The organism is Bacillus proteolyticus, from assembly GCF_001884065.1.
Taxonomy (GTDB): domain Bacteria; phylum Bacillota; class Bacilli; order Bacillales; family Bacillaceae_G; genus Bacillus_A; species Bacillus_A proteolyticus.
In genome coordinates this window covers 1-13078 of the sequence record NZ_MACH01000062.1, presented here as the reverse complement: position 1 = coordinate 13078, position 13078 = coordinate 1, and the positions used below count along the sequence as shown (strand labels likewise).

Below are 13078 nucleotides of genomic sequence, written 5' to 3'. Positions count from 1 at the left end.
AAGTATCATTGTATAGTCTGCACGTTCTTGAAACTTTTTATCCAAACCCATTTACATCATTTCCACATAAAAAAGCAAGATACGTATGTACCTTGCTCATTCATCATAAAGTTGAAAGGGTAATCCAGTTCGTAAAATCCCTCTCGTTTCAATTCCGCCTAGTCCTTTTTCACCAGTAATTGTATTACGCACAACATCCCATACATTGACTCTTTCCATAAATGAAGTGAAACTAACTTTGCCAACTACATATACAGGATCTAGAGCATGAATATTAATTCTAGATGGCGAACTAGCAAAATTAGCACCTGCTCGAATCAGCGCCTCAAAGTGTGATTGACAAGCTCCAGCAAAAATAACGAGTTGATCTAATGATGGATATTTTTTTCGCACTTCTCGAACAGCCTGTACAAAATGTCTAGAATGTCTATATGCTGCTAAATCTCCCATAACTCCTTTTGACTTTGTATATGCATCATGTCCTGTAATGACTAAAATATCTGGACGAAAATGATCGATTAAGCCTACTACCTTTTCATGCATCTCCGTTTCCTTACAATGAATACCTTGTACAGGAACGCCTATTTTATTATATAAATCTAAACACTTGCGCAAATATAAAGGATCTCCATCTATATGCAATACACGCCCTGGCATTTGAAAATAATTCACTTCACTTGTATATCCACCTGTTGAAGTGTGTTCATGTCTTTGTTTCATTAATACATAATCTTGTTGAAATAAACGGTACGTACGCTCCATTGTTTCTTTTTCACGCTTCACTCTTTTTTTATGTTCTCTTTGATCTATACTAATTAAATCTTCAAGCGGCGCATCCGCCACAAGTCTAATTTCTTCCCCAAACAATATCGCGATCTCGCCTTTTATTTCTATAATACGAAAAAGAATATCCCTATTATGAGAATATCGTTCCACTAATTCTCCAACATGTAAAGCCATTCTCCTACCTCCAAACTCGTTAGGCCATCTTACCTGCTTTTAAAGTATGAATTTAGGAAAGGAAAGGTGACAAAAGGGACAGCTCAAGTTGAACTGTCCCTTTCATATTCTTATGACAATTTATGAAGAACTAATGCATTACTTAATGTTGCAAACTCTTCGATAGATAGCGTTTCTCCTCTTCGCTTCGGATCAATTCCTACTTCTGTTAAAATTCGATCCAATAACTCTTTATCTTTCGGGAAACCATTTAAATTATTTGATAAATTATTCATTAACGTTTTACGACGCTGTGCGAAACTCGCTCGTACTACTTCAAAGAAGAAAGTTTCATCTGCCACTTCTACAACTGGTTTAGGACGCTTTAGAAGACGGATAATCGCAGAATCAACATTTGGTTGTGGTACAAACACTGTACGCGGTACAGTCATAACTGTTTCTACCTCTGTATAATACTGAATGGCAATTGATAAAGAACCATATTCTTTCGTTCCAGGTTTAGCAGCTAAACGATCTCCAACTTCTTTTTGCATCATAACAACAAATCCACGAACGGGTAATTTTTCTTCAAGCAATTTAAATAAGATTGGCGTCGTAATGTAGTATGGTAAGTTAGCTACTACCATTACATCTTGTCCTTCTTCGAATTGCTCACTAAACACTTCATGTACATCTGCTTTTAGTACATCTTTATTTATAACTGTAACGTTGCTATATGGAGCTAACGTCTCGTCTAAAATTGGTAATAATCTCTGATCAATTTCAAAAGCCACTACTTTTTTAGCGCGCTTTGCCAATTGCTCTGTTAATGCACCGATACCTGGTCCAATTTCAATTGCGCCACTTTCTGAACCGATTTCAGCGTGATCAACGATACGATTTAATACATTTGTATCAATTAAAAAATTTTGCCCTAAACTTTTTTTGAATGAAAATCCATACTTTTCAACAATGTCTTTTGTACGATTTGGTGTTGCGATATCCTTCATTTTTTTTCCTCCTGTATTACTTGCTTATAAGCTTCTGCAAATGATTCCTTTGAAACTTGAAACACTTGTAAACGTTTATGTAACTGTTTTGCATTTGTATAACCAATCTTTAATAGCTTACCCATTCTTTCTCTGCGACTCTTTGCCATTTCTCCGCCCACTAAGCCCGCATCGACTAGATCACTCCAACTAATTTCACTTGTGTAAGCTTCCATTTCTTCATGTATATTCTCTAAAGCACGGCGAATCGACTCATTAGAAGCATGTTCGATACCAACACCTTTTTTCCTTTTAGCAAGTGCTTCTTCCTTCGGTAAAAAAGCATGCTTACATCCAGGAACCTTGTCAGAAATAATTTTTCGAATACGCTCTCCAGGATAATCCGGATCTGTGAAAATAATAACGCCTCGTTTTTGCTGCGCTAATTTAACTTGCTCAATAACATGATCACCGATTGCTGAACCGTTCGTTTCGATTGTATCCGCATCAACAGCACGTTTAATCGCAACTGTATCATCTTTACCTTCTACAACGATAATCTCTTTAATTTTCATGCTTGCCTCCACACTCGTTTCGTCTCTACTTAGTAAAACAAAAAAATGACGACTTTTCCATTATTATTTTCCCAATCGTACATTTTAAAAAGTAGAAGAGAAAAATCTTTGTTCACTATTCTTATTGTAACACTTCTATCTCCATCCTAATTTATCCGCAATATTTCTACACTTATGTTATGAGTAAATAATGGGCTCTTAGCATTTCTACTATCCCTCTTCTAAAAAATAAAAAAGAATGGGGCTCCCCCACTCTTTTTTATTCGACACCAAATAAAGCTTTTGCATTCTTTGTTGTTATTTGTGCTACCTCGTCATAAGAAATTCCTTTTAAATTCGCAATTTCTTCTGCTACTAGTTTTACATAACTAGGTTCATTTCGTTTCCCTCGAAATGGATGTGGTGTTAAATATGGACAATCTGTCTCTATCAATAATTTTTCTAATGGAATCTCCATAGCAACTTCTTTCGGTTTTTTCGCATTTTTAAATGTAACAGGCCCACCTAATGAAATTAAAAAGTTCATATCGACACATCGCTGTGCTACTTCTACACTGCCGCTAAAGCAATGCATAATGCCTCCCACTTCAGCTGCATTCTCCTCCCCTAGGATATCAACAATATCTTGAGTTGCATCGCGGTTATGTATAATAATCGGTAATTTTACCTTTTTAGCTAATGCAATTTGTTTACGGAATACTTCCTTCTGTATTTCTTTTGGAGACTTATCCCAGTGATAATCTAATCCCATTTCTCCAAGAGCAACTACTTTAGGGTGAGCAGCTAATTCTTCTAACCAAGCCAAATGTTCCTCTGTCATGTCGATTGCATCAACGGGATGCCATCCAACTGCAGCGTAAATAAAATCATAGGCTTCAGCTAGTTCAATCGCTTTTTTTATTGTTACTTCATCGAATCCCACAACAACTGTATATGTAACTCCTGCTTCTTTCATCCTTGCAATAACTTCTTGTAAATCTTCTTCAAACTGCTCTGCATTTAAATGTGAATGTGTATCAAACAACATAATAAATAACTCCTTTTATATTGAAATCAATTCTATCCTAGAAAAAAATTAAGCCTTTTCTAACTTAACGATAACAATACTACAATTTTAATGCAAAAAAAGGGAATTTAAAAAGAAAAAAGATGCTTCACACATGTTACACGTGAAACATCTCTTTTCTTGTCTCAATTACTTGATCTTTGTACCATTAGGTAAATTTTGGTCGATTGTTGCTAATGACAATACGCCATTTTCTTCACCTGCTAAAATCATACCTTGGGATAATTCGCCACGTAATTTTACAGGTTTTAAGTTTGTTACACAAATTACCTTTTTACCTTTTAGATCTTCTGGTGAGTAGAATTTTGCAATTCCCGAAACAACTTGACGCTTTTCTGTTCCTAAATCAAGCTGAATTTTTAATAACTTATCTGCTTTTTTCACAGGTTCAGCCGATATCACTTCAGCTACTCGTAATTCTACTTTAAAGAAATCATCAATTGTAATTTCTTCTGCTTTCGGTTCTTCTTCTTTTTTCTCTTCTACTTTAGGAGCAGAGGCTTGCATTTGTTCTTTAATATACGCTACCTCTACTTCCATTTCCAAACGAGGGAAAATCGGGTTTCCTTTTTCTACTTTTGTTCCAGCTGGAATACAGCCAATTGTAGATAGGCTTTCCCAAGATTTATGTGCCTCTTCAGTAAGTCCAAGTTGAGCAAACATCTTGCTTGGTGCTACTGTTAAGAATGGCATAAGCATAATACCTGTTTGACGAAGTACTTCTGCTAAATGAGCCATTACAGAAGCTAACTTTTCACGATCATTCTCATCTTTCGCTAATACCCACGGCTGTGTTTCATCAATATATTTATTCGTACGGCTAACTAACTGCCAAATAGAACTTAGTGCTACAGAGAACTCCATATTCTCCATTGCCTCTTCTACTTTTTTCAATGTATCCTTCGCAAATGTAACTAGCGTTTCATCGAACTCAGTTACATTCGCTTTAAATGCAGGGATTTCCCCATTAAAGTATTTATCAATCATAGCTACTGTACGATTTAATAAGTTTCCTAAGTCATTTGCTAAATCAAAGTTAATTCGTTCAACAAATCCCTCTGGTGTGAATACGCCATCAGATCCAAATGGAACTTCGCGAAGTAAGTAGTAACGTAATGCATCTAATCCGTAACGATCAATTAGTGTAACTGGATCTACTACGTTTCCTTTTGACTTACTCATTTTTCCATCCTTCATTAAAATCCAGCCATGAGCAAAGACTTTCTTCGGAAGTGGTAAATCTAACGCCATTAAAATAATTGGCCAATAAATTGTATGGAAACGAACGATTTCTTTTCCAACTAAATGAACATCTGCTGGCCAGAATTTTTTATATTTCTCTTCATTTTCTGTTCCATATCCTAATGCAGTAATGTAATTAGACAAAGCATCTACCCATACATAAATAACGTGTTTTGGGTTCCCTGGAACACGAACTCCCCAGTCAAATGAAGTACGAGAAACAGCCAAATCTTCTAATCCTGGCTTAATAAAATTATTAATCATTTCATTTTTACGAGACTCCGGTTGAATGAAATGAGGGTTCTTTTCGTAGAACTTTAATAGTCGGTCTACATATTTACCCATTCTAAAGAAATAAGACTCTTCGCGAACAAGCTCTACATCATGACCACTATCTGGGCTTTTTCCACCAACTACTTTGTCGCCCTCCATAATTGGATCTACTAATTGATGCGCTGTATAGAATGTTTCATCTTGTACAGAATACCAACCTTCATATTCATCAAGATAAATATCACCTTGATCTACTAGCTGCTTGAAGATTTTCTCAACGACATCTTTATGACGATCTTCAGTTGTACGAATAAAATCATCATAAGAAATATCCATCTTCTCCCAAAGTTCTTTAATCCCTGATACAATGTTGTCCACATATGCTTGTGGTGTAACATTTAGTTCTTCTGCTTTCTTTTGGATCTTCTGTCCATGCTCATCAGTTCCTGTTAAATAATGAACATTGTATCCTTGCATACGCTTATATCGTGCCATCGCATCTCCTGCTACTGTCGTATAAGCATGTCCAATGTGTAACTTTCCACTTGGATAATAAATTGGGGTAGTAATATAAAAGGACTTATTTTCCTCTGTCATTGTTTTGGACCTCCCGGATGACCTCATATGTATTTATAAACAGTATATCAAAAACTCACATATAAAAACGAGTTAATGCTCGATATCTTTATCATCTATTACTCATATTTTTAAAAATTATACAACCCTTCTCTGAAATATATATATTTTTCAGAAAATAAAACGAAATAATTATAGTAATTACCCACATTCTATTATATATAAGAAGTAAGAAATCTATAAATCTTTTTAAAAAATATAGAATTTAAGAATTGACGGAAATGTAAATGATTGGTATCATATGTCCATAGGGTATTTTGTCGAAAAATGACGAATCAAAAAAATAGACTCGTAACTTATAAACTATTTATTTAGGAGGAAAAGAATTATGAAATCTACTGGTATCGTTCGTAAAGTTGATGAATTAGGTCGTGTGGTAATTCCAATCGAATTACGCCGTACTTTAGGTATTGCAGAAAAGGATGCTCTTGAAATCTACGTTGATGACGAAAAAATCATCTTAAAAAAATATAAACCAAACATGACTTGCCAAGTAACTGGTGAAGTATCTGATGGTAACCTATCTTTAGCTGAAGGAAAAATTATCTTAAGCAAAGAAGGCGCTGAGCAAATCTTAAACGAACTTCATGATTATATCGAAACAGCAAAATAAGCTTCTCAATTATGAGAAGCTTATTTTTTATCGACATGATAGATTTGATATACATCCCTTTTCGACAAATCTCGATCTTTAGCGACTGTTTTAATCGCTTCTTTTGAATTCATGCCTTTTTCATTTATATAATGTTCAATATGATCATATACTGAAACAGATTCCCACCATTGTTCTTCTGGAGCAGGTTCTTCCGTTGAACCAGCTACTAAAATACAAAACTCACCACGGACTTCATTTTGCTTCGTCCACTCAATCGCTTCCTCAATTGTTCCACGAATAAATTCTTCAAATTTTTTCGTTAGCTCGCGACATAATACGATTTCCCTATTCCCTAAAACTTCTTGCATTGAGATTAAAGTATCATCTAGACGATGAGGTGCTTCATAAAACATCATTGTAGTTTGTACGTAACGAATCTTCTCTAATTGCATTCTTCTTTCCTTTTTATTTCTTTGCAAAAATCCATAGAAATAAAACTGCTTTGTTTCAAGTCCTGATGCGATTAATGCTGTAAGAGCCGCATTCGCTCCAGGAAGCGGGATAACATGATATTGTTCTGCTACAGCTTCTACAACAATATCGTAACCAGGGTCAGAAATACACGGCATACCGGCATCGCTCACAATGGCTACAGTCTTACCATCTTCTAACTTATCTAAAATTTTTCGTCCACTTACTTCTTTGTTATGCTCGTGATAACTCATAACTGGTGTTTCAATTTCAAAATAATTACAAAGCTTCTTCGTTTGTCTTGTATCTTCAGCAGCAATAATATCTGCCTCTTTTAAAATTCGGATTGCACGAAATGTCATATCCTCTAAATTTCCGATTGGAGTTGGTACTAAATATAAAACTCCCTTTTCATTTTGCTGAAAGCTTTTTTGCTGCCACATAGCGTTCTCCTTTTTGCATGTATTCTTCTTTTTGTTTCCTCGTTAACTGCTTAAAATGATATTCAGCTTGCATAGCCGTTCGTTTATCCTCATGATCCTCTACATATTTTAAAACAACCGGAAGTCTAGCACGTGTATATCTAGCACCTTTTCCATTATTATGAGTCTGAATCCGCTTTTCTATATGATTTGTATATCCAGCATAATAACTTCCATCAGAACACTCTACCACATAAAAACAATGCTTATTCGTCTCCATATAAAATTGAACGAATCTCCTCTGTATATTCGTTATTCTCTTCATATACAAAAAGAGGTGGCAAGATTTTTAAATCTGCATTTCCATCCTTAATTCCTTCAATTAACAATGTATTCGCTTCTTTACCAGCCTTAGGATAAACAAATCGCACACGTTTCGGTTCAATTTTGTATTTACGCATCAATGTAACGATATCGAGAAAACGACCTGGACGATGTACAAATGCAACTTTCCCACCCTGTTTCACCAACTGGCTACTTGCATATACAACATCTTCTAATGTACACATAATTTCGTGACGAGCTATCGCTAAATGTTCATTCATGTTTTTCTCAGAAGTTTGCGGTGTTTGAAAATAAGGAGGATTACACGTTACAACATCATATTGATGGCGTCCAAGTTTCTCCGGCATATCTTTCAAATCTCCATGGATTAAATGAATTCTTTCTTCTAAATTATTGTATTGAATGCTTCTTATTCCCATATCATATAAGCGCTCTTGAATCTCTACACCTGTAATTGTCCCCTTTGTCCTTGTACTCAATAAAAGAGGTACAACCGCATTCCCCGTACACAAATCAAGTAAATTACCTTTTTGAATTGGTACCCAAGCAAAATCTGCAAGTAACACAGCATCTAAAGAGAAATTAAATACTGATGGACTTTGTATAATCTTCATATCTTGTGCTAATAAGTAATCTAAACGTTCATCTTCGTATAAATTCATATATTGCTCCCTTTCTTACACTTAACCTACCCTATTTCATCCTCTATTAATGTAAAAATAAATTTCATTCTACTCTCATGTATAAAAAATTACCTTTCCAATTATATTGGAAAGGTAATCTCACTTTTTATTTAAAAATGACAGACAGAATAAACAATCTCCCTCTTTACGTACACTTCCATAATGTAGATTGCAAATATGAAAACCTTCCTGATACAGTCTCGCTAAGTTATCGTAGCCCTCACCGATATCTGTTTTTGGCTTCATTTCTTTGCGTTTTTGAGTTTTTTGTTTTTCCTTATTCTGCACTTCTTCAAAACGATGTCGCAAATTTTCATTTTCCATTTTTATATGTTGGTTTTCTTCCAATAATTCTGCAAGATGTTGTTTTAATTCTCCCAACTGTTTGTATAAATGTCCAATTTGCTCTTCCATACTAGAAACCGATGCAAAAATATCCTTTTTCTCCACAAGCACCCACCTCATTAATCTGTGGTTTGACTCGAAACGACCCCTTTATTAATTAATTCATCTAACGTATATTCTACTATCCGTTCCTTGTCTACTAGTTCCACTTGAATTAATCTTTCTAAAATATTTAATCCGATAACACGGCCAGTACCATGCGGGGTTTGTATACGTTGATCTAAATCAGGAAGTTGTTCCTTTGCTGCCTCATATTCATCATTCTCATATTTTAAGCAACACATTAAGCGACCACATAAACCAGAGATTTTTGCAGGATTTAATGATAAATTTTGATCCTTTGCCATTTTAATGGATACAGGTTCAAAATCTCCTAAAAAAGTAGAACAACAAAGCATACGACCACATGGACCAATACCACCAAGCATTTTTGCTTCGTCACGAACACCGATCTGTCTTAGCTCGATTCTTGTCCTAAAAATTGCTGCTAGGTCTTTTACCAGTTCACGGAAATCAATCCGACCATCTGCAGTAAAGTAGAAAATAATCTTATTACGATCGAACGTATACTCTACATCTACAAGCTTCATATCAAGATTATGTTCTCCTACCTTTTGTTGACAAACTTGATATGCTTCTTTCGCAGCATGCCTATTCTCTTCAACAATGGTACGATCATTTTCATTTGCAATACGAATAACCTTTTTAAGCGGTAATACAACGTCGTTTTCATCAACTTGCTTTTTGGTAATAACTACTTTTCCGTATTCAATACCCCTTACCGTTTCTACAATTACAAACTCATTTTCTGAGATATCGAACTGATTTGGATCAAAGTAATATACCTTCCCGGCCTTCTTAAAGCGAACACCTACTACATCATACAAAACGGTCATCCCTCCTGCAACCGCAACACTAACTGTTCGAACACAAGCTGCGCATTTACATTAGCGTTGATTCTATTTTTTGCCTCTAATATATGAAAGAGAGCTGATACAATGCGCTTCTGAGCATAAGAAAAGGATTCAAACATCTCTTTCTGCTCATGAAAAACAAGACGATCTTCTTCTCCAAGTTGAACATATAATAAATCCTTATAAATAAGGAGTAACATATCTAAGCCTTGCTGTAATTGTTCTTTCTCTCCAAAGTGCTTCCCCCATTTTTCTTGTACAAAAAAAATAGAGGCCTTATCTTTTTCGAGCGCTTCACATAATTTTATCACTAAAGCTCTCGCTTGTGCAAACCATTCATCATTACACATTAATAAAGCTTCTTCAAAACTATTTGTAAGCTGTGCAGCCAGTGTAGATAAAGAAACTGTAATACCTTCTTCCTCTAATCTCTTAATTAAGGATTCTGTAGGTAACGGCCTAAATGTAACAACTTGACAACGAGATAAGATTGTATTTAAAATCTGATGACTTTGTTCAGTAAGTAAAATGGCTGTTGTATCACTACTTGGTTCTTCTAAAAACTTTAAGAGTGTATTCGCTGCATTTGCTGTCATACGATCTGCATGCTCAATAATATATACTTTTTTATTTGCTTCTAATCCTGTTTTTGAAAACTCTTCTTGTAAATCTTGAATTTGCTGTTTTTTAATAGATAATCCACCTGGTTTTACAATATGTAAGTTTGGATGGTTACCTGAATCAATTCGGCGACAATTCGTACATACATGACAAGGCTCTACACCATTTCTTTGTGAACAGAGAAAACTTTTTGCCATTTGAATTGCTGTTGCGAACTTCCCAGTCCCTTTTCCTCCCTCTAACAAGTAAGCGTGGGATATACGCTCTTTTGCAATGCTATTCATCAACATTTTGACACCGATGGGCTGTATAGCAGAAAGCTGCTCCCACGTCTTTATCATAATGCATACCTCACTTATTTCATTCTTTCCTTCTATTATAACAATTTATCTTCTACAATCTGAATAACTTCTTCTATAAGTTTTTCCATTGGTTGATCAGCATCCACTACTACAATACGATCAGAGAAGCGCTCTACAACTTGTAAATACCCTTCACGCACGCGTTTATGGAAAGCGATGTCTTCCATATCTAGTCGATTTACTTCGCGTCCTGCATCTTTTTCAATTCGTGCTAACCCAACCTCTGGCTCAATGTCTAAATAAATTGTTAAACTAGGCATACAATCTTCCGTTGCGAAACGATTAATTTCAAATACTTTATCCATACCTAAGCCTCTTGCATATCCTTGATACGCTAAAGAGCTATCTATAAAACGATCACATAGTACAAGATAGTTTTCCTCAAGTGCTGGCATAACTTTTTCCACTAAATGTTGTCTACGTGCAGCAGCATACAAAAGTGCCTCTGTACGTGCTTCCATCATCGTATATTCTTGTTTATGTAAAATTGTTCTAATATCTTCAGAAATTGCAATACCACCCGGTTCCCTGGTCGCCATTACCTTTTGTTCCTTTTGCTCAAAATATGGCAATAAACTTTTAATTAACGTTGTTTTACCCGAACCTTCTGGCCCTTCAATTGTCACAAATAATCCCTTCATCCTAAAACCTACTTTCTATATCATACACGTTCATATATTTCGTACTACCTTGAAAACGAGCACCTGTTTTCTCTAAATGAGTAATTTGCTTTGTATGTTCCTGAGTAATTCTCTCTCCATACATGATCAATGGAATTCCAGGTGGATACGGAATCACCATTTCTGCAGCTATCATACCAACCGCTTCTTCTATAGATGCTAACTTCGTCTCGTATCTCTCTAATTGTTTATACGTATACGGTAAAGGAGAAATTTCTCCTTTATAAGTATAACGAATTGATGCTGTCTTGTCTTTTACCTTATATTGCTGCAAAGCTGCTCGAATTATCTCTATAGCTTTTATATACTCCCCATTTACTTGTAACGGTAATATAAATAGGACGTTATATGGATCTGCCATTTCCGTATATATACCAACCTGTTCAAATACGGACTGTAATTCATACCCTGATAACTGACAACGAGTTTGCACCGTAACCTTTAATTCATCTTGCAACGGATATTGTAAAATAGCTATTTGCGGGATTGATCGCAATTCTTCTGTAAATCGGCGTAAAAACTCAACAATATCATCATGACCTTTTTCCTTTATAACCGCTATTGCAAAACGGGCTATATCAAGGGATGCCATAATTGGATACGATGGGCTACTAGATTGTAGCATATTTAAATAGGAGGACACTTTTTCTTTACTCACCAAATGGCTATTTATATGTAAATAAGATCCCATTGTCATTGCAGGTAATGTTTTATGTGCGGAATGAACCACAATATCCGCACCATAAGCTAATGCTGACTTTGGGAATGGATCCCCTATGCAAAAATGTGCCCCATGTGCTTCATCTACTAGAACAGGAATTTTATGTTCATGTGCGTAAGCGATACTTGCCTCTAAATCAATCCCCATACCATAGTAATTAGGGTGTGTTAAAATAAGTGCTTTAGCATTCGGATACTTTGTAATCGCCTCCTTGATAGCTTCATCATGAACACCTACTGGTACGTTATGTACTTCATCAATCCATGGATTTAAAAAGACCGGGTTAGCCCCTGCTAATTTCAAAGCGTTAATGATTGATTTATGACAATTTCTTTGCACGAGGACAATATCATGTTCGCCGCAGCAAGACAAAATCATCGCTAAATTTCCAACTGTTGAACCATTAATTAAAAAATAACTTTTTTGCACGCCATATACTTCAGCTAATAATCGCTGTGCTTCATCTATACATTCAAATGGACTATGTAAATCATCTAATCCCGTTAACTCTGTTACATCCATCGATAATATGTCTTTAAACCCTCCTGTAGCTTCCTCAGGGAAGTTTAAACCATTCTTATGACCTGGAACATGAAAAGATAGTGGTCGTCTTTCTTTAAATTCCATTAAAGCCTCATATAAAGGCATACGATTTTGATTCATCTATATCTCTTCCTTATTATTCATTCTATATCTATTATACAGAACAAAAAAAATAATAGGCATATGCCTATTTAAAAATATGATACTTCTAATTTTCGAAGTTGTTTTAAATAATATATATACTTCGGATCATTTGTCTCCGTATTCACCATATCTTTTTCACATTCATAACAAATCAAATTATTATAAACATATATACCTTCTTTTCTTTCTGTCTCACAAACAATGCAAACTTCGCTTTGCGATTTCATAACCTTCCCTCCCTATTTAAATGGACATATTTTATACTTCTATTCCTTAACAATTTACAGAAAAATATACATCAATCTCTTATATAATATGATTAACTCTTGGGCAACGTGTTTGTATTATCATTACTTCTTTTACGTACTGTTTAACAATACAAAAAAACACAAGTCAAAAGACTTGTGTTTTTAGTTGCTTGGCGACGTCCTACTCTCACAGGGACAAGGTCC

General features: G+C 35.2%; 15 protein-coding genes. 1 reads left to right on the top strand and 14 read right to left on the bottom strand.

Going from position 1 to position 13078, the window contains the following annotated elements:
- Positions 1 to 96 precede the first annotated feature (96 nt).
- The 5 genes from yabG to metG all read right to left on the bottom strand — a co-directional run bounded on the left by yabG (position 97) and on the right by metG (position 5681).
- Positions 97 to 960, bottom strand: coding sequence for a sporulation peptidase YabG (yabG, locus tag BAQ49_RS09675; RefSeq protein ID WP_071745152.1), 864 nt, complete (start codon positions 958 to 960; stop codon positions 97 to 99).
- Between the two features lie 110 nt (positions 961 to 1070).
- The gene (rsmA, locus tag BAQ49_RS09670; protein WP_071745151.1) at positions 1071 to 1949 is read right to left on the bottom strand and encodes a 16S rRNA (adenine(1518)-N(6)/adenine(1519)-N(6))-dimethyltransferase RsmA; all 879 of its coding nucleotides are present in this window, start codon (positions 1947 to 1949) and stop codon (positions 1071 to 1073) included.
- Complete coding sequence (gene rnmV / locus BAQ49_RS09665; protein ID WP_071745150.1) at positions 1946 to 2503, bottom strand: ribonuclease M5; 558 nt, start codon at positions 2501 to 2503, stop codon at positions 1946 to 1948. The genes rsmA and rnmV overlap by 4 nt, the downstream gene beginning before the upstream one ends.
- Positions 2504 to 2762: 259 nt before the next feature.
- On the bottom strand, positions 2763 to 3530 hold the full coding sequence (locus tag BAQ49_RS09660; protein WP_071745149.1) for a TatD family hydrolase: 768 nt from the start codon (positions 3528 to 3530) through the stop codon (positions 2763 to 2765).
- Positions 3531 to 3698: 168 nt separating this feature from the next.
- Positions 3699 to 5681: a methionine--tRNA ligase gene (metG, locus tag BAQ49_RS09655; protein ID WP_071745148.1), complete on the bottom strand. Its 1983-nt coding sequence runs from the start codon at positions 5679 to 5681 to the stop codon at positions 3699 to 3701.
- Between the two features lie 367 nt (positions 5682 to 6048).
- Here metG and BAQ49_RS09650 point away from each other — a divergent pair, with 367 nt between their 5' ends.
- Positions 6049 to 6333: a transition state genes transcriptional regulator AbrB gene (locus BAQ49_RS09650; protein ID WP_071745147.1), complete on the top strand. Its 285-nt coding sequence runs from the start codon at positions 6049 to 6051 to the stop codon at positions 6331 to 6333.
- Positions 6334 to 6353: 20 nt separating this feature from the next.
- Here the strand turns inward: BAQ49_RS09650 and rsmI are convergent, their stop codons facing one another.
- The 9 genes from rsmI to BAQ49_RS09605 all read right to left on the bottom strand — a co-directional run bounded on the left by rsmI (position 6354) and on the right by BAQ49_RS09605 (position 12853).
- Complete coding sequence (gene rsmI / locus BAQ49_RS09645) at positions 6354 to 7229, bottom strand: 16S rRNA (cytidine(1402)-2'-O)-methyltransferase (RefSeq protein ID WP_071745146.1); 876 nt, start codon at positions 7227 to 7229, stop codon at positions 6354 to 6356.
- Positions 7198 to 7488, bottom strand: coding sequence for a GIY-YIG nuclease family protein (locus BAQ49_RS09640; RefSeq protein ID WP_016131051.1), 291 nt, complete (start codon positions 7486 to 7488; stop codon positions 7198 to 7200). Before BAQ49_RS09640 ends, rsmI begins: the two co-directional genes overlap by 32 nt.
- Complete coding sequence (locus BAQ49_RS09635) at positions 7475 to 8215, bottom strand: tRNA1(Val) (adenine(37)-N6)-methyltransferase (protein WP_071745145.1); 741 nt, start codon at positions 8213 to 8215, stop codon at positions 7475 to 7477. The genes BAQ49_RS09640 and BAQ49_RS09635 overlap by 14 nt, the downstream gene beginning before the upstream one ends.
- 120 nt (positions 8216 to 8335) lie before the next feature.
- Positions 8336 to 8686, bottom strand: coding sequence for a DNA replication initiation control protein YabA (yabA, locus tag BAQ49_RS09630; protein ID WP_000412059.1), 351 nt, complete (start codon positions 8684 to 8686; stop codon positions 8336 to 8338).
- A gap of 14 nt (positions 8687 to 8700) precedes the next feature.
- Positions 8701 to 9528: a PSP1 domain-containing protein gene (locus BAQ49_RS09625; protein WP_002107285.1), complete on the bottom strand. Its 828-nt coding sequence runs from the start codon at positions 9526 to 9528 to the stop codon at positions 8701 to 8703.
- 5 nt (positions 9529 to 9533) lie between these two features.
- Positions 9534 to 10517, bottom strand: coding sequence for a DNA polymerase III subunit delta' (gene holB / locus BAQ49_RS09620; RefSeq protein WP_071745144.1), 984 nt, complete (start codon positions 10515 to 10517; stop codon positions 9534 to 9536).
- Positions 10518 to 10552: 35 nt separating this feature from the next.
- A complete protein-coding gene (gene tmk / locus BAQ49_RS09615) occupies positions 10553 to 11179 on the bottom strand; it encodes a dTMP kinase (protein ID WP_000677223.1) in 627 nt (208 codons plus the stop codon).
- Between the two features lies 1 nt (position 11180).
- Entirely contained in the window at positions 11181 to 12602 is a 1422-nt protein-coding gene (locus BAQ49_RS09610) for an aminotransferase class I/II-fold pyridoxal phosphate-dependent enzyme (RefSeq protein ID WP_071745143.1), read from the bottom strand.
- A gap of 71 nt (positions 12603 to 12673) precedes the next feature.
- On the bottom strand, positions 12674 to 12853 hold the full coding sequence (locus tag BAQ49_RS09605; RefSeq protein ID WP_000842053.1) for a sigma factor G inhibitor Gin: 180 nt from the start codon (positions 12851 to 12853) through the stop codon (positions 12674 to 12676).
- Positions 12854 to 13078 lie beyond the last annotated feature (225 nt).